The following is an 18,472-nucleotide window of genomic DNA, read 5'->3' as shown; positions in this document are numbered from 1 at the left end:
TCCGCGGCGCCATCAGACGCCACGCCGCCAGACGATCTCCTCGTGCAGCTGCCGGCTGCGCCAGCCGTCGACCGTGCGGACCATCGTGTGGTGGTAGATGCCGCCGAACTCCACGACCTTGGTCCCGCCCGCGCCGTCGTCTCCCCCGTCCGCCGGCAGAGGCATCGGGTTGTGGAAGTACGCCGCCACGCGCGCCTCGTCGCCGTCGAGGTCGATCTCGACCTGGCCGAGGGTGTGCATCCGCTTCGGGAAGAACGCCGGCAGGACCTCGGCCAGCCACGGCTTGACCTCGGCGTACCCCTCGGCGATGCCGCCCGACTCGGTGTAGTCGATGCGGGCGTCGGGGGTGAAGACGGTGTCGAGGCGGTCGAAGTCGCCGGTGTCGATGGCCCGGGTGTAGCGGATGAGCACGTCGGTGATCTCGGCCCGGTCGCTGAGCTGTTGCAGGTCCACGGGAGCGACCCTTCCACAAAACTGGAACGCGTTCTATATTTCGACGGGCTCCTACGGAAAGAGGTCCCATGCGATTCACCTACGCCGAGGCGATGACCCGCGCGGAGTACTACGCACCGCTGGCGCAGGCCGCGGAGGCCGCCGGCTACACCAGCATGACGGTGGCCGACAGCCTCATCTACCCGGAGACCTCGGACTCGACGTACCCCTACACCGACACCGGCGACCGGGAGTTCCTCGAGGACAAGGAGTTCATCGAGACGATGATCCTGTGCGCGCACCTGTTCGCGGTGACGAGCACGCTGCGCCTGACGCCGTTCGTCCTCAAGCTGCCCGTGCGCCCCCCGGTGCTGGTCGCCAAGCAGGCCTCCTCGCTGGCGTACCTCTCCGGCAACCGGCTCGGCCTGGGCGTCGGCATCTCGCCGTGGCCGGAGGACTTCGCCAACCTCGGCGTGCCGTGGGAGCGACGCGGCAAGCGGATGGACGAGTGCATGGACATCGTCCGCGGTCTCACCTCCGGCGACTTCTTCTCCTACAGCGGTGAGTTCTACGAGATCGACTCGCTCAAGCAGAGCCCCGCCCCCACCGAGCCGATCCCGCTGCTGGTCGGCGGGCACGCCGACGCCGCTCTGCGCCGCGCCGTGCGGAAGGGCGACGGCTGGATGCACGCGGGCGGCGACGGCGAGGAGCTCGACCGGCTGCTGACCCGGCTGGGCGAGATCCGCCGGGAGGAAGGAGACACCCGCGACTCCTCGCAGTTCGAGGTGCACGTGATCTCCTACGACGCCTACGACCCCGACGGGATCAAGCGGCTCGAGGACAAGGGCGTCACCGACTGCATCGTCGGCTTCCGCGTCCCCTACATCAAGGGGCCCGACACCGAGCCGCTGGAGACGAAGGTCAAGCACCTCGAGCAGTACGCCGAGAACGTCATCGCGAAGGTCAACCGATGAGCGAGTCGCTGAACCTCACCAAGCCGCTGCAGGACGCGATCGCCGAGGCCGAGGAGCTCGTCGCCAACGCGCCGTTCATCCGCACCGAGCAGGACCGGCTCGAGGGGTACGACTACCTCGCCGGCCGGATCCGGATGGCGATGCAGACCGCCTTCGACTACGACCTCGAGCGGCCGCTCTTCGTCAACCCGACGCACCAGTTCTCCCGCCAGGGCCTCGACAACCCCGACGCGCTCTACTTCAACGCCTACCTGCGCGAGGGCGTGGAGTACGTCGTGCGCGGCCGCCGCGGGACCTCCGCTGACCTCTCCTTCCAGGTGATGGGCGGGGCGTACACCGCGACCTCGGCCGCGACCTCGCTCATGGCCTTCGACGACCGCGAGCTCGACATCGCCGAGGACGGCACCTTCGAGTTCACCTACGTCGCCGAGCCCGGCGCGAAGACGATGATCGTGCGCGAGGTCTTCAACGACTGGGACACCGAGGAGCGCGGCGTCCTGTGGATCGAGCGCCCCGACACGATAGGCAGGCCGGCCCGCCCGCTGTCGCAGGCCACGCTGGCCAAGAAGTACGAGGTCGCCGCCCGCTCGCTGACCTCCTCGATCCAGACCTGGTTCGCCTTCCCCCACTTCTTCCAGTACCAGGAGCCGGTCAACACCCTCACCGAGCCGCAGTCGACACCCGGCGGGCTCGCCTCGCAGCGCTCCTCCATCGGCCACTACGAGCTCGACGAGGACCAGGCGCTGGTCATCACCGTCCCGGAGTGCACCGACTGCGCCTACCAGGCGGCTCAGATCGGGTCGGACTGGTACGTCTCCACCGACTACGAGACCCACCAGACCTCGCTGACCAAGGCGCAGGCCGTCACCGACCCCGACGGGAAGATGCGGTTCGTCGTCTCCGAGCGCAACCCTGCCGGACCTGGGGGGTGCATCGCCAACTGGCTGGAGACGACCGGCCACCGCACCGGCTCGATGATGCTGCGCTGGCAGCGCCTCGAGCGCGACCTCGGCCCCGAGGACGGCCCCACGGTTGAGGTCGTCCCGGTCGCCGAGGTCCGCGACCACCTCCCGTTCTTCTCACCCCTCACCCCCGAGCAGTACGCCGAGCGGATCGCCGCCCGGCAGCGCTCCGTCGCCCGAAGGATGCTCTCGTGACCATGACCGCCCCCGGCCTCGCCGACGCCCACGACACCTCCGTCGAGGAGCGCTACACCCCCGTCCCGCTGCTGCAGGACAAGGTGATCGTGCTCTCCGGCGTCGGCCCCGGCCTCGGCCGCGCGCTCGGCGAGGAGGCCGCCCGGATGGGCGCCGACCTGGTCCTGGTCAGCCGCACGGAGAAGCGCCTGCAGAAGATGGCCGACGTGGTCCGTTCGCACGGCCGCCGGGCGCTCGTCGTGCCCACCGACATCACCGACGAGGACTCCCGCGCCGCCCTGGTCACCGCGGCGCTCGACGAGTTCGGGCGCGTCGACTGCCTGCTCAACAACGCCTTCGGCATCCCGCCGATGGACCCGGTGACCTCGCTGTCGCTGGAGTCGCTGCGCGCGGCCAACGAGACCAACGTCTTCGCGCCGCTGCGCCTCTCGGCGCTCTTCGCCGACGCGCTGGCGGCGACCGGGGGGTCGATCGTGATGCTGAACTCCTGCGTGCAGTACTCCTCCGACCCCGAGTACGCCGGCTACAAGCTCTCCAAGGGCACGCTCGCGCACCTCGCCTCGTCGCTGGCCACCGAGCTCGGGCCGCGCGGGATCCGGGTGAACAGCGTCGCGCCGTCCTACATCTACGAGGACGTCAACCGCGCCTACTTCGACTGGATCGCCTCCGAGTCCGGCCGCACCCACGACGAGGTGTACGCCGAGAAGGCCGCGCCCACGGACCTCAAGCGCCTCGCCTCCCCCGAGGAGGTGGCCCGCGCGACCCTCTTCCTCGCCAGCGACCTGGCCTCGGCCGTGACCGGCACGATGCTCAACGTCGACTGCGGCGAGTTCCACGACAACTGACCGTCCCGGTGGTCGAGCCCGTCGAGACCACGGCCGCAAGGAGGACCATGTCCCAGAACGTGATGACCCGCGAGCGCGCGGACGTCGGCTCCTACGACGACATCGTCGAGGCGGCGTGCCGCACCACCGGGATGACGGACCTCGGCGGCAGCCAGCACGAGGAGGGCCTGCGGCTGCTGGTCGAGGACCTCGCCTCGCCCGAGGCCGGGCTCACCCCCCGGGGCAACTACTTCCAGCGCTCGGAGGTCAAGAGCGCGCTGGTGGGCCGGCTGCTCACCCAGGCGCAGTTCACCGCGCGGCCCGAGCACGCCGGCGTCCCGATCGAGCGGCCGGTCTTCGTCATGGGCCTGCCGCGCACCGGCACCACGGCGCTGCACCGGCTGCTGCACGCCGACCCGGCGGCGCAGGGGCTGGAGATGTGGCTGACGCAGTACCCCCAGCCGCGTCCGCCGCGGGAGACCTGGGGATCCGACCCGATCTTCTCCGCGATGCAGGAGGCGTTCTCGGCGCACCACGTGGAGAGCCCGGAGTTCATGGGGATCCACTACATGGACGCCACCACCGTCGAGGAGTGCTGGCGGCTGCTGCGGCAGACCGGCAAGTCCCGCTCGTACGAGTCGCTGGCGAACGTGCCCCGCTACTCCGCGTGGCTCGACGACCAGGACTGGACCGACGCCTACGCCCGGCACCGGCAGAACCTGCAGCTGGTCGGGCTCAACGACCCGGACAAGCGGTGGGTGCTCAAGAACCCCTCGCACATGACGGCGCTCGACGCGCTGATGGCGGTCTACCCCGACGCCCTCGTCGTCTACACCCACCGCGACCCGGTGGTCTGCATCGCCTCGTCCTGCTCGCTGTCGGCCGAGACGACGGCCGGGCACAGCACGACGTACGTCGGGGAGACCATCGGCCGCACGCAGCTGGAGCTGTGGTCGCGGGCCTTCCACGCCTTCCACGACGCGCGCCCGCGCTACGACCAGGCGCAGTTCGTCGACGTCGCCTTCGCCGACCTGCTCGCCGACCCGCTCGGCACGGCTCGGGGCGTCTACGAGCGGTTCGGCCTCGACTGGACGCCCGGGGCCGAGGCCGCGATGACCGAGATCGACCGCGAGTCGAAGCAGGGGTCGGCCAAGCCGTCGCACCGGTACGCCATCGAGGACTACGGCCTCACCGAGCACGAGGTCCGGGCCGCGTTCGACCGGTAGGCCCCGGCGCACGAGGCCGGTGACCCCACGTCGAGGACGTGGGGCCACCGGCGGTCGGGATCAGTAGCCGGCGACGAAGCGCCGGTACTGCTGCTTGACCTCGGCGGGCCGGACGGCCCGGTCGAGGAACATCAAGGCGTCCATCCGGCAGTCGCACGGGTTCTGCTCCCGTGTGTCCTGCGGGTAGGACCCACCGATCTTGTAGCCGCGTGGCAACGTGTCGGAGGTGCCGGTGCCGTCGACCTGCCAGGGGTCGTTCGTGGCGGTGTAGAAGCCCTCGAGCTGCTGGCCGTTGCGGTAGAGCGCCATCGCGCCCGTGGTGTAGTCGAACGTCGCGGCCAGGTGGACCCACTCCCCCACCGGCAGCAGCTCCTGCCAGTCGCCGGAGGCGGCGAACGTCGAGGACGACCCGGAGTCGAGGCGCCGGCCGAGCGCGACCAGCCGCAGGGTCCCGCCCACGTTGATCACCTCCAGCAGGGCGCGCACGCCGTGCCCGTCGGAGTTGCCGGCGAGGACGCCGGCGAGACCGATGGCGTTGTAGCGGTCGGTCGGGTTCGGCGTGTTGGTGTTGAGCGCCGGGCCCTCGCCGGTGCGCTTGAACCAGCCCATCACCGTCGCCTGCTCGGCGCCCCGGAACGCCTCGAGCGTCGCGACGCCGCCCTCGTTCCAGGCGCCGGCCTTCCAGTCGTCGTTGCCGGCGCTCGCCTGGTCGACCTGCCGGGTCTGGATCGCGTTGTTGGACGTCGGGTAGGCACGGTCGGCGACGCGCATGTCCCAGCCGCCGTTGACCAGCGAGAGCAGCGTCTCGGACGCGCCCTGGTCGGTCTCGAGGGCACCGTCCACCGGGAACGGGTGCTCGAAGTCGTAGAACGACACCAGGTCCTCGCGCAGCGACGGCGCGACCTCGTCCTTCCACGGCACGTGCTTGGTGTCGACGACCTTCCAGACCATGCCGTTGGACTTGGCGAGCAGGTAGAGGTTGCGCTCGGAGTCGGTCCCGAACCGCAGGTCGACGCGGAAGTCGTCGACGAAGTCGGTCATCCGCAGGCGGTTGCCCTCGGTGTCCCACAGCTGCATCTCGTGCAGCCGCGCCTCCTTGCCGGTCTCCCGGCGCATCTGACCGGCCTCGGTCCAGTACACCCGGCCGTCGACGAGGTCGCCGAAGACGTACTTGCCCCGCAGGCCCGGCAGGTCGTTGCCCCGGTAGACGAACCCGCCGCTGATGCCGTGGCCGCTGTCGCGGTTGCACGGGTAGCCGGCCGGCGGGTCGTGGTCGAAGGACGCGACGGGGAAGACGTACCCGGCCGCCTGGTCCTCCTCGGTCAGCGGGTAGAGGTGGCACTCGTCGGTGTGGTCGTAGCGGTAGCGCCCCTCGATCTCGCTCCAGCCGTAGTTGTCGCCCGGGCGCACCTCGTAGACCGCCTCGACGGCGTGCTGTCCGATGTGGCCGAGGAACATCTGGTGCTGCCCGCCGGCGTCCCACGAGAAGCGGTGCGGGTCGCGCATGCCGAGGGCGTAGATCTCGCCGATCCAGCCCTGCTCACCGGCGTACGGGTTGGTCGCCGGGACGCCGTAGGTGCCGGTCGGGCCGTCGGTGCCGGCCGGGTCGATCCGCAGGATCTTGCCGTACGGCGTGGCCGGGTCCTGCGGGACGTCGGTGCCGAGGGCGGCACCGCCGTCCCCGACGGCGACGTACAGCAGGCCGTAGTCCTCGTCGCCGGGCTCGGCCGTGGGGTTGAAGTCGATCTGCTGGACGGCGTGGATCTGGGTCTGGAACGCCAGCCGCATGACCTCGCGGCGCGTGCCGGCGAAGGTGTCGGCCGCCGGGTCCGCGGCGTCCCACTCGGTGATGACGCTGTGGCTGAAGGTGCTGCGCTGCGGCGGGAAGGTCAGCTGCTTGCTGCCCGTGGCACCTCCCCGCTCGGTGTGCACGGTGTAGAAGAGCCCGTTGCGCTCGAACTCGGGATGGAAGCTGACGAAGCCGAAGCCGCTGCCCATCCCGCGACCGGAGAAGAAGTCGGGGAACTCCGCCTTCACGTCGAGGTAGCGGTGCTCGACCTTGCCGGCCTGGGTCTCCTCGAGGAGGTAGAGCGGGCCGTTGAGGTCCGGCACGTAGAGCCGGCCGGACCCGTCAGGCACCTCGCCGATGTAGTTGATGCGGTTGTGGCGCATCAGCCGCTGGTCGGTGGCGGCCGGCGTGGGATCGCTCTCGGGGAACTGGTGGTAGGGCTCCAGGACCAGCCCGAGGGAGGACCGCACGGCGTCCTCCGGGACCGGGTCGGAGATCGGGGCGCCGTCGGCGGTGGCGGTGGCGACCGCGCTCCCCGACGAGGCTGGGGCGAGCAACGCGGCGACCATGGCTCCGGTCGCAGCGCTCACCCACCAACGTGACTTCGGCATGTGGACTCTCTTCCTTCCCGCGGTGGGTACCGTGGGAGCTGCTCGATGCTCGACGCCGCCGGCTGCCACCGGCGGCCCCGCCGGCCCCGCGTCTCCCGCGGGGCCGACGTGGTTCAGGGGCCGCTCGGCTAGGAGCGGTCGCGGGCGCCGGTCACGACCACGTCGCGGACCCGGCCGTAGTTGTCGAACGAGCCGAAGCCGACCCGGCCACCGGTGAAGGTGGTGTCGGTGGCGGTCATCAGCGGCTCCTCCGCGCCGTCGAGGTGCACCGCGACCCGGCCGGAGGCCGCGTCGTAGGTCAGCCGGACGTCGTGCCAGTCGGTGTCGTCGATCGCGGGCGGGGCTCCGACCGTCCCGGTCCACTGGTCGTCGATCCGGCGGCGGTCGGCGTCGTCGACGACGAAGATCCCGTTGTGGGGGTAGATCGCGTTGTCCTGCGACAGGTGGGCGTAGTAGAAGCGGGTCGGTGACTGGTAGTTCCAGATCAGCACCACGTCGCGGTCGTTGCGGGTGACCGGCTCGTCCACCCGGACCTGGGCACGGTAGGTCAGCGAGGCCAGCTCGGGACCCTTGGTGACCACCGCGTACTCGAAGGGCCGCCGCGGTCCCGCCGGCGCGCTCCCTCGCTCGAGCATGGCCACCTCGCCGTCCGCGAAGGCCCACTTCGCGTCGGTCAGCGGGTCCCAGTGGGCGGCCACCGCCCGCGGCTTGACCACCGCGTGGCCGGGCCCGTCCGGGCCGTCCCAGGCGGCGGCCCCGGTCAGCGGCGCCGCAACCACCGCGGCCAGCGCGGCCGCGACCGATGTCGTCCTTCTCCAGTGCATGGTGTGCCTTCCTTCCCGAGCAGGGGCACCCCGAGTGCCGTCAGGCCCCGGACCCCGAGGTGGTGAGCAGGTGGGGCTCCACCAGCTCGACGTAGCGACGCGCGAGCGTGGACACCACGTCCGCGCCCGGCGCCGCCCAGATGTCGGCGTTGAAGATCTCGACCTCCACGTCGCCGGCGTACCCCGTGGCGGCGACGGCCGCGGTGAACCCGGCGAAGTCGATGTGCCCGTCGCCCACCATCCCGCGGGAGAGCAGGGCGTCGGGCGGCAGCGGGGTGATCCAGTCGCCCACCTGGTACGACGCGATCCGGTCCCCGGCGCGCCGGACCTGGTCGAGCACCCCTGGCTCCCACCACAGGTGGAAGGTGTCGACGACGACGCCGACCTGGTCGGCGGGGTGGTCCTCGGCGATGTCGAGGGCCTGCCCGAGCGACGAGACGACGCCGCGGTCGGCCGCGAAGATGGGGTGCATCGGCTCGATGCCGAGACGCACGCCCCGGGCGCCCGCCTCGGGGGCCAGCGCGGCCACCGCCTCGGCGGCGCGGCCCCGGGCCGCTCCGAGGTCCCGGTCACCGGCCGGCAGCCCGCCCGGCACGAGGACGAGGACGGGCGAGCCGAGCGCTGCGGTCTCGTCGAGGGCGCGCAGGTTCTCCTCGTGCGCGCGCCGGCGGTCGGCGGCGTCGGCGCCGGTGAAGAAGCCGCCCCGGCACACCGAGGAGACCCGCAGCCCGGCGTCGGCGACCATCCGGCAGGCCACGTCGAGGCCGACCTCGGCCACCGGCTCACGCCAGACGCCGATCGCGGGGAGCCCCGCGGCGACGCAGCCGTCGACGGCCGAGCGGAGGTCCCAGGACGCCGTCGTGCGCTGGTTGAGCGAGAGCCGCGCCAGCCGCGGGTCGCCCGGGGCGGGCGTCGCCACCCGAGCCGGCGCTCCCGAGGGCACGTCCACCGCAGCCAGCGCCGCGGTGGTCACCGGACCACCCCGTGCACGGAGAGCCACGCGGTCATCCGCTCCGCGGCGAGGTCGGGGTCGCGCAGCAGCCGCGCCTGGTTCGCCAGCTCGAAGACCCGCGCCAGGTGGAGGGCGCCGCGGCCGGCCTGCAGCCCGCCGACCATGGTGAAGCCGGGCTGGTGCCCGTTGAGCCACGCGAGGAACGCGATGCCCGTCTTGTAGTGGTAGGTCGGCGCCTCGAACACGTGCCGCGAGAGCGGCAGCGTCGGCGCCATCGCGTCGTCGTACGCCGAGAGGTCGCCGGCGTCGAGCGCGGTCAGCGCGGCGGACGCGGCCGGGGCGATGGCGGCGAGGGCACCGAGGAGGGCGTCGGAGTGGTGGGTGCCGTCACCGCGGATCAGCTCCGGGTAGTGGAAGTCGTCGCCCGTGTAGAGACGGACGCCGGGCGGCAGCGCAGCACGCAGGCCGGTCTCGTGCTCGGCGGAGAGCAGGGAGACCTTGACGCCGTCGACCTTCGACGCGTGCGCACGCACGAGGTCGAGGAAGGTCGCCGTCGCCGTGTCGACGTCCGTGCTCCCCCAGTAGCCACGCAGCCGCGGGTCGAACGCCTCGCCGAGCCAGTGCAGGACCACCGGCTCGGCGACCTGGGAGAGCACGGCGTCGTACACGCGGAGGTAGTCGTCGGCCGACGTGGCGACCGCGGCCAGCTGGCGCGAGGCCATCACGATGACCTGCGAGCCGGTGGACTCCACGAAGGCGACCTGCTCGAGGTAGGCCGCCAGCACCTCGTCGAGGGTGCGCGCCTCGGTGAGCTGGTCGGTGCCGGCGCCCGAGGCGATCCGGGCGCCGTGCTCGGCGGCCTGCGCGGCGCTGCGGCGGACGAGCTCCTGGACCGCCGGCCAGTCCAGGCCCATGCCGCGCTGCGCGGTGTCCATGGCCTCGGCGACACCGAAGCCGTACCGGAAGAGCTCGCGCCGGAAGGCCAGTGTCGCGTCCCAGTCGACGACCGCCGGCGCGCCGGGCACGTTCGGGGCGAGCGGGTCGGCAGCCACGTGGGCGGCGGCGAAGCAGACGCGGCTCCGGAACGGCTGGGGGTGGTCGACCCACGGGCCGGGCTCGGCCAGCGCGACCCGGCGCCAGGCGCCGTCGGGACCCGGGAGCTCGACGGCGCCCGCGCCGGCCGTCGGTGCGGCCTGGCTCAGCAGGCTGGTCATGAGGTGCGGCTCTCCAGCGTCACCCGGCGCCCCTCCGCGGAGGAGCGCAGACCGGCCTCGACCAGCTCCAGGCCGCGCACGGCGGACATGAAGTCGTAGGGGTGCGGTCGACCGGCGACCACGTCGCGCAGGTAGTCCTCCCACTGCGCCCGGAAGCCGTTGCCGAACTCCTGGTTGTCGGGCACCTCGTCCCACTGGGAGCGGAAGTCCTGGTCGGTCGGCAGGTCGGGGTTCCAGACCGGCTTGGGGGTGCGCACCCGGGGCTGCACGCGGCACCCGAAGAGCCCCGCCACGGCCGAGCCGTGGGTGCCGTCGACCTGGAACTCCACGAGCTCCTTGCGATCGACCCGGACGGCCCAGGAGGAGTTCATCTGCACGATCGTGTCGCCGATCTCGAAGATCGCGTACGCCGCGTCGTCGGCGGTCGCGGCGTACCGGCGGCCCTGCTCGTCCCAGCGCTCGGGGATGTGGGTCACGGCGCGGGCGTAGACGGAGTCGACCCGCCCGAAGAGGTGCTCGAAGACGTAGTTCCAGTGGCAGAACATGTCCAGCACCATCCCTCCGCCGTCGGCGGCCCGGTAGTTCCAGCTCGGCCGCTGCGCGGGCAGGAGGTCGCCCTCGAAGACCCAGTAGCCGAACTCCCCGCGCACCGACAGGATCCGGCCGAAGAACCCGCTGTCGACCAGCCGGCGGAGCTTGACCAGACCGGGCAGGTAGATCTTGTCGTGCACGACGCCGTTCACCGTGCCGGCGGCCGCCCCGGCCTCGGCGATCTCGAAGCCTTCCTCGACCGACTCGGCGAGCGGCTTCTCGGTGTAGACGTGCTTGCCTGCCGACAGCGCCTTGAGGATCGCCTTCTTGCGCTCGGAGGTCACCTGCGCGTCGAAGTAGATCGCGGCGGTGTCGTCGGCGAGCGCGCCGTCGAGGTCCGTGGTGAACTCGGCGATGCCGTGGCGGGCGGCCAGCTCGGCGAGCTTCTCGTGGTTGCGGCCCACGAGGACCGGCTCGACCTGGACCCGGCTGCCGTCGGGCAGCTCGAGGCCTCCGTCGTCGCGGATGGCGAGGATCGAGCGGACGAGGTGCTGGCGGTAGCCCATCCGGCCGGTGACGCCGTTCATGATGATGCGCAGGGTGGTCATGGGGGTCTCTCTGTCGAGATCGTGGTCGGACGGTGGTCAGGGAGCGGGTACGGCGGCCGGCCGGCCGCCCAGGTAGAGCTCGGCGAGCTGCGGGTCGGCGAGCAGGTCGCTGGCCGGTCCGGTGATGTGGACCCGGCCGAGGTCGAGGACGCAGCCGATGTCGGCCGTCTCCAGGGCGCGGCGGGCGTTCTGCTCCACCAGCAGGACCGCGATGCCGGCGTCGCGCATCCGGACGACCTGCTCGAAGACCTTGGTCGTCGTCTTCGGGTCCAGGCCCATGCTGGGCTCGTCGAGGAGCACCACCTTGGGACTGACCATCAGCGAGCGCGCGAACTCGACCTGCTTCTGCTGTCCCCCCGAGAGCGCCCCGGCCAGGGCGCGCCAGCGGTCGGCGACCACGGGGAACAGGTCCTTGACGAAGGCCGCCCGCTCGGCGATGAGCGCCTTGTCGCGCACGGTGTAGGCACCGAGCATGACGTTCTCCTCGACCGTCATCTCCTTGAAGACCGAGTGGCCCTGGAGGACGTGGGAGAGGCCGCAGCGGATCATGTCCTGCGGCCCGTTGCGGGTCACGTCGACGCCGTCGACGGTGATCGAGCCGCTGCGCGGGGTGAGCATCCCGCTGGCGACCTTGAGCACCGTGGACTTCCCGGCGCCGTTGGGGCCCACGAGGCAGACGATGCTGGCCGGTGGCACCTTCACGGTGAGACCGCGCAGGACGAGCGCGGCCCGGCCGTAGCCGGCCTCGACGTCGGTGAGCTCGAGCAGGTACTGCTGCCCTGCGGCCTCGGGCCCGGACTGTGGCTGGGACTGGGGCTGGGACTGGGGGCGGGTGTCAGATGCCAAGGTAGGCCTCCAGGACTCGGGGGTCGGCCTGCACCTCGGCGGGCGACCCTTCGGCGATCGGACGGCCGCGGTCGAAGACGACGACGTGGTCGCTCAGGCTCATGACCATGTCCATGTTGTGCTCGACGATCACGAAGGTGCGGCCCTCGGCGTTGAGCTCCTTCACGAGGGTGCCGATCCGTCCGATCAGGGCCGGGTTCACGCCACCGGCCGGCTCGTCGAGCATGATCGTCTCGGGGTCGGTCATGAGGACCCCGGCGAGCTCGAGCAGCTTCTGCTGCCCGTAGGAGATGTCGCGGGCCTCGCTGTGCTCGAGGTGGTCGATGCCCACCCGCCGCAGCAGCTCGCGGGCCTTGGCGATGTCGGCGTCGTTGCGGGAGCCGCGCAGCCGGTGCACCAGGCCCTGCGGCCGGACGCCGACCAGCATGTTCTCCAGCACGGTCATCCGCGGGAAGATCCGGCACAGCTGGAAGCTGCGTCCCACGCCCGCGGCCGCGATCCGGTGCGGCGCCTTGCCGGTGATGTCCCGGCCTCGGTAGGTGACCTCGCCGGAGTCGGGCTTGATCATCCCGGTGACACAGTTGAAGAACGTCGTCTTGCCCGAGCCGTTGGGCCCGATCAGGGCGTTGATCTTGCCGTGCTGGAAGGTCACCGTGGCACCGTCGACGGCGTGCACGCCGCCGAAGGACTTGGTGAGCCCGACCGTCTCCAGCGATCGCACCCCCTGGGTGCCGGCGGCCGAGCCGGCCGGCGCTGTCGTCGTGGTCACCGGCCGACCTCCTCGGTCTCGCGGACGACGGCTCCGTCGCCCTCCTCGCGGCGCGCCGTCTCGACGGCGCGGTTGTGCTCGAGCAGCTCCGCAGCGGTCATCTCGCGGATCGAGGTGGCCTGCTGGGGACGGAACCGGTTGACCAGCGACCCGAGGGCCGGCAGCACGCCGTCGGGCATGAACAGCACCACCAGCGCCAGGAGCAGGCCGAGCGCGACCAGGTGGAACTGGGTGTCGCCGTACTGCGCCTTGAAGAACTCCAGGGCGTAGCCGACGATGACCGCCCCGACCACCGGGCCGAGCAGGCTGCGGATCCCGCCCAGCAACGACATGAGCACCATGTAGGAGCCGACCAGGATCGAGAACTGGAAGATCGGGTCGAGCGAGCCGAACCACAGCGCGTACATCCCGCCGGCTAGGGCCGTGAAGAACGCCGAGATCACGAAGACGGCCAGCTTGTAGGAGAACGTCGGCACGCCGAGCGCCTGCGCCTTGTCCTCGTCCTCGCGGATCGCCTTCAGCCCGGTGCCGAACCGCGACCGGTCGATCGCCCACCACACCGCGAGCGCGACCAGGACGAGCCCGACGTGGAGGTAGAAGAAGCGCTCGTGCTGCTCGGGGCGGAGCACCTCGGGGCCGAACGGCCGCGGCACGCGCAGGCCGTTGGAGCCGCCGGTGACGTCCGCCCAGCTCTGCGAGACCAGGAGCAGGATCAGCACCAGCGCGATGGAGACGATCACGAAGGAGGCCCCACGGACCCGGAGCGAGGCGACACCGATCGGCACCGCGAGCAGGGCGACGGCCACGGCGGCGCCCACCAGGGCGACCCAGGGGTTCAGGCCGGTCTCGATGATGAGCAGCGCCGTGCCGTACCCGCCGAGACCGGAGTACGCCGCGTGGCCGAGGGAGATGTAGCCCGTGAAGCCACCGACGAAGTTCCACGAGACCGCGAGGGCCGCGTAGCTGGCGATCACCACGCCGACGGAGAGGATGAACGCGTCCGGCGCCATCTGCGGGAAGGCGAGCACCAGCACCGCGGCGGCCAGCAGGAGCAGGCCCTTGCCGCCGAGCACGGCCTTGTCGAACCCCGTGCGAGCGTCGCTCGGGGGTGCTGCGGCAGTGGCGCCGCGGTCAGAAACGCTGGGCAAGACGACCTCCGAAGAATCCCTGGGGGCGGACCATCAAGGTGGCGAAGAGCGCGACGTAGAAGATCGTCTGCGCCCACGTCGTCCCCATCGGGATCTGGAGCAGGCTCTGGGAGACGCCGAGCAGCACGGCCGCGATGGCGGCGCCCGGGATGCTGCCCAGCCCGCCGATGACGATGATCGCCATCAGGGGACCGATCCAGTGCCAGTGCAGGGACGGGTAGATGGTGGAGTCGAGCGCGAGGGCGGTGCCCCCGACAGCGGCGGTGGCGAGGCCGAGGCCGAACCCGAAGCCGGCGATGCGGTCGGTGTTGACGCCGAGCAGGCGGGCGGCCTCCGGGTGCTGGATCGTGGCGCGGAGGGCCTGGCCGAAGCGGGTCATCTTCATCAGCAGGTACAGGCACAGCAGCGAGACGGCGGCGAGCGCGAAGGCGATCAGCTTCACCACCGCGATCTGCGCCCCGAAGACCTCGATGCTGCTGCTCGAGTAGCCGAGCTGGATCCGACGCTGCGTGCCGGTGAACGCGTAGCCGAGCGCACCCTCGATCACCAGCGCGATGGCGAAGGTGAGCAGCACCGACATCATCGTCAGCGTGGCCGGTCGCAACCGCGACAGCAGCAGGCGCTGCATCAGGTAGCCGACGGCGAAGAAGAGGGGCACGGTCACCACGAGCGAGAGCAGCGGGTCCCAGCCGGTCTCGCGGGTGAAGAACCACGCGAGGTAGGCGGCGAGGATGAGGAACGCGGAGTGCGCGATCATCACCACCCGCATGACGCCGAAGTACAGCGTCAGGCCGGCGGCCAGCAGCGCGTAGAGGCCGCCGAGGAGGAGCCCGAGGATGACGCTCTGGAGGAGCAGGGACGCGGACATCGGGTCACCACTCCGGCTTCACGGGGATGAAGTCGGCCTCCGCCTGGTCCTCGGGCAGGACGATGCGGATCTCGCCGTCGACGTACTGCTGGATCAGGTGGGCGCTCTGCGGGCGCCCCTCGGCGTCCCAGCTCAGCGGCCCGACCACCGTGTCGACGGTGTTCTCGTGGAGCCAGTCGATCAGCTGCTGCTGGCACTCCTGCGAGGGGTCGGCGCAGCCCACGGCCTCCACCGCGGCGGCGACCACCTCACCGGTGGTCCAGGCGTTCGCCTCGTCCTCGGCCGGCGGCTCGCCGTGCAGGTCGGTGTAGAACTCGACGAACTCCTGGTTCTCCGGGTACGACGCGTCCGGGGTGTAGCCGGTGGGCGACAGGATGCCCTCGGTCTTCGAGCCGATCGCCTCCGGGAACTCGGGGTTGGTCGGCGCCGTGGAGAACGCCGCCAGCTTCGGCTGGTAGTCCAGCTGCTGCAGCGCGACGATCAGGTTGACCGCGTCCTGGTACTGCGTGCCGCCGACGACCATGTCGGCCTCGGTGTCGGCGATCTTGGCGGCGATGCTGCTGAAGTCGGTGGTGTTCGGCGGGTACACCTCGTCGGCCACCGTCTCGATGCCGGCCGCCTCGAGCTTGTCCTTGAGCCCGTAGGCGGTGCCCTGGGCGAACGGGTCGTCCATGGTCGCGTAGGCCACGCTGCGGGGGCGCTGGCCCTCGGGCATGGAGAGGATCTTCTCGGCGAGCAGGTTGTAGTGGTCGTCCGCGATCGCCGGAGCGGCGTAGAAGAGGTTGTCGAAGCCCTGGGTGAACACCTCCTCGGCGGCACCGGCGGGCTCGACGAAGAGGAAGCCGTAGTCCTGGGCGACCTGGGCCGCCGGGACCACGAGCCGGGTCGAGAACGGCCCGAAGACCAGGTCGACCTCCTCCTGGTTGATGAGCTTCTCGTAGTCGGAGGCCACCCGGTCGGCGCTGGACTGGTCGTCGAGGATCTCCAGGCGGACCTGCTTGCCGAGCAGGCCGCCGTTCTCGTTGACGTACTCGGCCCAGGCCTCGTACCCGCGCTCGACGCCCTTGCCGGGCTCGCTGAAGTCCCCGGTCAGCGGCAGTGAGACGCCGATGACGATCTCGTCCTCGGAACCGCTGGCGGCGTCCGAGCTGAGGCCGCAACCGGCGAGCGTGGCGGCCAGGGCCAGGCAGGCGGTGGCGGCGAGACCGCCGCGCCGCACCGTGCGGAAAACGGACATCGAGTGCTCCTTCGCTCTGTGAAAGCGCTTACGTAAGCGGTTACAGTGACGCTACACACACCGATCCGCTTGTGGCAACCATCACAGGTGGCAGAGTTTCCAGCGGGGAGGGAACATGAAGGGACCAGCCGGCCAGCCACGGCTCATCGACGTGGCGACGGAGGCGGGCGTGTCGATCGCCACCGCATCGCGAGCCCTGTCCGGCACGCCCGGGGTGAGCGCGGTGATGGCCGACCGGGTGCGCGAGGTCGCCACCGAGCTCGGCTACGTCGCGAACCTGCACGCCCGGTCCCTGGCCAGCGGGTCCACCGCGACCGTGGGCCTGGTCGTCCACGAGATCGGCGACCCGTACTTCTCCGAGATCGCCAGCGGCGTGCTGGGGGTGGCCGCCCGCGAGGGGCGCACGGTCCAGATCTGCCACACCGGCCGCGACCCCGACGTCGAGCTGCAGCAGGTCCGTCAGCTGGTGGCCAACCGGGTCGGCGCCATCCTCGTCGCCGGCTCCGGGTTCGTCGACGCGGCCGTGGAGGCGCCGGTGCGCCAGGAGCTGGAGCGCTTCGCCGAGGGCGGCGGTCGCGTGGCGGTGATCGGCCGCCACCACCTCGGGGTCGACAGCGTGCTGCCGGACAACACCGGGGGCGGCCGGGCAGCGGCCGAGCACCTGCTCGCCCTCGGGCACCGCAGGATCGTCGTGGTCGCCGGGTCGACCTCGCTCACCACCGTCGCGGACCGGCTCGAGGGCGTGCACGCGGCACTGCGCGCCGCCGGCCTCGACGTGGCCTCGGTGCCGGTGGTGCAGGCGGCCTTCACCCGCGCGGGAGGCCGCGAGGCGGTCCGGCGGGTGCTCGACGAGCACCCGGGCACCACGGCGCTGCTCGCCCTCAACGACGACATGGCGATCGGGTGCCTCTCCGAGCTCCGGCACGCGGGGGTCGCGGTCCCCGAGCAGGTGTCGGTGACCGGCTTCGACGACGTGGCGGTGGCCGGCGACCTCTCCCCCGGGCTCACCACCGTCCGCCTCCCCATGTCGGAGATGGGCGCCCGCGCGCTCGCGCTCGCGCTCAAGGAGCCCAGCAGGCGCCCGCGCCGCCACCGGGTGGCCTCCGAGCTGGTGGTTCGCGGTTCCACCGGACCGGCCGCCGACGACCGCCCCCCGGCATGAGGATCCTCATCGCCAGCGACAAGTTCAAGGGGTCGCTGAGCGCCGCACAGGTCGCCGACGCGTTGGCGGCCGGCATCGCCTCGACCGCACCGGGGGCCACGGTCACCCGCGTGCCGGTCGCGGACGGCGGCGACGGCACGCTCCTCGCGGCGCTCGAGGCGGGGTTCGAGCGCGTGCCGGAGACCGTCGCCGGGCCCACCGGCGAGACCGTCCGCACGGCGTACGCGCGGCGCGGGGACACGGCGGTCGTCGAGCTCGCCGACGCCTCCGGCCTCGCCCGCCTCGGCAGCGGGCTGCGCCCCCTGGAGGCCACGACGCTCGGCACCGGCCAGCTGGTCGCCGCTGCGGTCGACGCCGGCTGCCGCGAGGTGGTCCTGGGCCTCGGCGGGAGCTCCTCCACCGACGGCGGCGCGGGCCTGCTCACCGGCCTGGGCGCGAGGATCCTCGACGACCGCGGCCAGCCGGTACCTCCCGGCGGCATCGGCCTCACCCGTGCTGCGCGGCTGGAGACCGGCGGGCCGCGCGGCCGCCTCGCCGACGTGCGGGTGGTGCTCGCATGCGACGTCGACAACCCGTTGCTCGGGCCGAGCGGCGCCGCAGCGGTCTACGCACCGCAGAAGGGTGCGAGCCCGGAGCAGGTCGCCGCGCTGGAGGAGGCGCTCGCCCACTGGGCCGGCGTCGTGGAACGGGAGACCGGGCGGGACGCGCGGGACGTGCCCGGCGCCGGCGCGGCCGGTGGCGCCGGCTTCGCCGCGCTGGCGGTCCTGGGAGCCGAGAGGCGCTCGGGCGTGGAGACGATGCTGCGCCTGGTGGACTTCGACGCCGCGCTGGCCGGAGCGGATCTCGTGGTCACCGGCGAGGGGTCCCTCGACGAGCAGAGCCTGCACGGCAAGGCGCCGGTCGGCGTCCTCGCCGCCGCCCGGCGTCAGGGGGTCCCGGTGGTCGCCGTCTGCGGGCGGACCGCGCTCGACCCCGACCGTCTCCGCGCGACGGGGTTCGCGGCCACCTGGGCGCTCACCGCGCGTGAGCCGGACGTGGCCCGCTGCGTGGCGGACGCGGCCGACCTGCTGGGCGAGGTCGGCGCCGAGCTGGGCTCGTGGGCCATGGCGGCGGCCGGCTGACCGCTCCGGCCGGGAGGAACCCGCGGCCGCTCAGTGCACCTGAAGGGCCGGATCGGGGGAGGTCTCGACGTGGTCGAGGGCGGCGAGGTAGCGCTCGGCGTCCAGGGCGGCCGCGCAGCCGGTCCCGGCCGCGGTGATCGCCTGGCGGTAGTGGTGGTCGACGAGGTCACCCGCGGCGA

General features: G+C 72.1%; 17 protein-coding genes and 1 pseudogene. 6 read left to right on the top strand and 12 right to left on the bottom strand.

What is annotated here, in order from left to right; all coding sequences use genetic code 11:
* Window positions 1-12: 12 nt before the first annotated feature.
* Window positions 13-453, bottom strand: a complete 441-nt coding sequence (locus tag ACSMHG_RS07430; protein WP_435743255.1) for a nuclear transport factor 2 family protein — start codon at window positions 451-453, stop codon at window positions 13-15.
* 68 nt (window positions 454-521) lie between these two features.
* Between ACSMHG_RS07430 and ACSMHG_RS07425 the strand changes: the two genes are divergently transcribed.
* Genes ACSMHG_RS07425 through ACSMHG_RS07410 form a run of 4 tightly spaced genes read left to right on the top strand, consistent with a single transcriptional unit; the run spans window position 522 to window position 4,613 of the window.
* Window positions 522-1,406 (top strand): TIGR03619 family F420-dependent LLM class oxidoreductase, encoded by an 885-nt coding sequence (locus ACSMHG_RS07425; protein WP_435743253.1) that lies wholly within the window; start codon window positions 522-524, stop codon window positions 1,404-1,406.
* Window positions 1,403-2,563 (top strand): hypothetical protein, encoded by a 1,161-nt coding sequence (locus ACSMHG_RS07420; protein WP_435743251.1) that lies wholly within the window; start codon window positions 1,403-1,405, stop codon window positions 2,561-2,563. Before ACSMHG_RS07425 ends, ACSMHG_RS07420 begins: the two co-directional genes overlap by 4 nt.
* Before the next feature lie 2 nt (window positions 2,564-2,565).
* Complete coding sequence (locus ACSMHG_RS07415; RefSeq protein WP_435743455.1) at window positions 2,566-3,408, top strand: SDR family oxidoreductase; 843 nt, start codon at window positions 2,566-2,568, stop codon at window positions 3,406-3,408.
* A gap of 47 nt (window positions 3,409-3,455) precedes the next feature.
* Entirely contained in the window at window positions 3,456-4,613 is a 1,158-nt protein-coding gene (locus ACSMHG_RS07410; protein WP_435743249.1) for a sulfotransferase family protein, read from the top strand.
* Between the two features lie 60 nt (window positions 4,614-4,673).
* Here the strand turns inward: ACSMHG_RS07410 and ACSMHG_RS07405 are convergent, their stop codons facing one another.
* From ACSMHG_RS07405 to ACSMHG_RS07360, 10 genes are all read right to left on the bottom strand, one after another.
* Window positions 4,674-6,992 (bottom strand): PQQ-dependent sugar dehydrogenase, encoded by a 2,319-nt coding sequence (locus tag ACSMHG_RS07405; RefSeq protein ID WP_435743247.1) that lies wholly within the window; start codon window positions 6,990-6,992, stop codon window positions 4,674-4,676.
* A 149-nt stretch (window positions 6,993-7,141) separates the two neighbouring features.
* Window positions 7,142-7,837, bottom strand: a complete 696-nt coding sequence (locus ACSMHG_RS07400) for a hypothetical protein (protein ID WP_435743245.1) — start codon at window positions 7,835-7,837, stop codon at window positions 7,142-7,144.
* A 40-nt stretch (window positions 7,838-7,877) separates the two neighbouring features.
* Complete coding sequence (locus ACSMHG_RS07395) at window positions 7,878-8,810, bottom strand: sugar phosphate isomerase/epimerase family protein (RefSeq protein WP_435743243.1); 933 nt, start codon at window positions 8,808-8,810, stop codon at window positions 7,878-7,880.
* Window positions 8,807-10,003 carry a dihydrodipicolinate synthase family protein gene (locus ACSMHG_RS07390; protein WP_435743241.1) on the bottom strand — a complete coding sequence of 399 codons (1,197 nt, stop codon included), beginning with the start codon at window positions 10,001-10,003 and terminating at the stop codon, window positions 8,807-8,809. The genes ACSMHG_RS07395 and ACSMHG_RS07390 overlap by 4 nt, the downstream gene beginning before the upstream one ends.
* Window positions 10,000-11,142 carry a Gfo/Idh/MocA family protein gene (locus ACSMHG_RS07385; RefSeq protein ID WP_435743239.1) on the bottom strand — a complete coding sequence of 381 codons (1,143 nt, stop codon included), beginning with the start codon at window positions 11,140-11,142 and terminating at the stop codon, window positions 10,000-10,002. Before ACSMHG_RS07385 ends, ACSMHG_RS07390 begins: the two co-directional genes overlap by 4 nt.
* A 36-nt stretch (window positions 11,143-11,178) precedes the next feature.
* Window positions 11,179-11,988, bottom strand: coding sequence for an ABC transporter ATP-binding protein (locus tag ACSMHG_RS07380; RefSeq protein WP_435743237.1), 810 nt, complete (start codon window positions 11,986-11,988; stop codon window positions 11,179-11,181).
* The gene (locus tag ACSMHG_RS07375; RefSeq protein ID WP_435743235.1) at window positions 11,978-12,757 is read right to left on the bottom strand and encodes an ABC transporter ATP-binding protein; all 780 of its coding nucleotides are present in this window, start codon (window positions 12,755-12,757) and stop codon (window positions 11,978-11,980) included. Before ACSMHG_RS07375 ends, ACSMHG_RS07380 begins: the two co-directional genes overlap by 11 nt.
* Window positions 12,754-13,905: a branched-chain amino acid ABC transporter permease gene (locus ACSMHG_RS07370; RefSeq protein WP_435743233.1), complete on the bottom strand. Its 1,152-nt coding sequence runs from the start codon at window positions 13,903-13,905 to the stop codon at window positions 12,754-12,756. Before ACSMHG_RS07370 ends, ACSMHG_RS07375 begins: the two co-directional genes overlap by 4 nt.
* The gene (locus tag ACSMHG_RS07365) at window positions 13,889-14,773 is read right to left on the bottom strand and encodes a branched-chain amino acid ABC transporter permease (protein WP_435743230.1); all 885 of its coding nucleotides are present in this window, start codon (window positions 14,771-14,773) and stop codon (window positions 13,889-13,891) included. Before ACSMHG_RS07365 ends, ACSMHG_RS07370 begins: the two co-directional genes overlap by 17 nt.
* A 4-nt stretch (window positions 14,774-14,777) precedes the next feature.
* Window positions 14,778-16,010, bottom strand: a complete 1,233-nt coding sequence (locus ACSMHG_RS07360; RefSeq protein WP_435743228.1) for an amino acid ABC transporter substrate-binding protein — start codon at window positions 16,008-16,010, stop codon at window positions 14,778-14,780.
* 115 nt (window positions 16,011-16,125) lie between these two features.
* On the opposite strand from ACSMHG_RS07360, the gene ACSMHG_RS07355 reads away from it, so the two are divergent.
* Both ACSMHG_RS07355 and ACSMHG_RS07350 read left to right on the top strand, forming a co-directional pair.
* The gene (locus ACSMHG_RS07355; protein WP_435743226.1) at window positions 16,126-17,172 is read left to right on the top strand and encodes a LacI family DNA-binding transcriptional regulator; all 1,047 of its coding nucleotides are present in this window, start codon (window positions 16,126-16,128) and stop codon (window positions 17,170-17,172) included.
* Window positions 17,169-18,293 (top strand): glycerate kinase, encoded by a 1,125-nt coding sequence (locus ACSMHG_RS07350; protein WP_435743224.1) that lies wholly within the window; start codon window positions 17,169-17,171, stop codon window positions 18,291-18,293. The genes ACSMHG_RS07355 and ACSMHG_RS07350 overlap by 4 nt, the downstream gene beginning before the upstream one ends.
* 30 nt (window positions 18,294-18,323) lie before the next feature.
* On the opposite strand, the pseudogene ACSMHG_RS07345 reads toward ACSMHG_RS07350, so the two are convergent.
* Window positions 18,324-18,472 (bottom strand): annotated as a pseudogene (locus tag ACSMHG_RS07345) (thioredoxin-disulfide reductase); the annotation flags it as partial.

The sequence above is a fragment of the Nocardioides ureilyticus genome (assembly GCF_051280745.1).
Taxonomy (GTDB): domain Bacteria; phylum Actinomycetota; class Actinomycetes; order Propionibacteriales; family Nocardioidaceae; genus Nocardioides.
Note: the sequence above shows the minus strand (reverse complement) of the source record. Positions and strands in the feature narration are given on the sequence as shown.

Coding starts and splice junctions, on each gene's coding strand:
- ACSMHG_RS07425 (WP_435743253.1), top strand. CDS start 522: ATGCGATTCACCTACGCCGAGGCGATGACCCGCGCGGAGTACTACGCA.
- ACSMHG_RS07420 (WP_435743251.1), top strand. CDS start 1,403: ATGAGCGAGTCGCTGAACCTCACCAAGCCGCTGCAGGACGCGATCGCC.
- ACSMHG_RS07415 (WP_435743455.1), top strand. CDS start 2,566: ATGACCGCCCCCGGCCTCGCCGACGCCCACGACACCTCCGTCGAGGAG.
- ACSMHG_RS07410 (WP_435743249.1), top strand. CDS start 3,456: ATGTCCCAGAACGTGATGACCCGCGAGCGCGCGGACGTCGGCTCCTAC.
- ACSMHG_RS07400 (WP_435743245.1), bottom strand. CDS start 7,837: ATGCACTGGAGAAGGACGACATCGGTCGCGGCCGCGCTGGCCGCGGTG.
- ACSMHG_RS07390 (WP_435743241.1), bottom strand. CDS start 10,003: ATGACCAGCCTGCTGAGCCAGGCCGCACCGACGGCCGGCGCGGGCGCC.
- ACSMHG_RS07385 (WP_435743239.1), bottom strand. CDS start 11,142: ATGACCACCCTGCGCATCATCATGAACGGCGTCACCGGCCGGATGGGC.
- ACSMHG_RS07365 (WP_435743230.1), bottom strand. CDS start 14,773: ATGTCCGCGTCCCTGCTCCTCCAGAGCGTCATCCTCGGGCTCCTCCTC.
- ACSMHG_RS07360 (WP_435743228.1), bottom strand. CDS start 16,010: ATGTCCGTTTTCCGCACGGTGCGGCGCGGCGGTCTCGCCGCCACCGCC.
- ACSMHG_RS07355 (WP_435743226.1), top strand. CDS start 16,126: ATGAAGGGACCAGCCGGCCAGCCACGGCTCATCGACGTGGCGACGGAG.
- ACSMHG_RS07350 (WP_435743224.1), top strand. CDS start 17,169: ATGAGGATCCTCATCGCCAGCGACAAGTTCAAGGGGTCGCTGAGCGCC.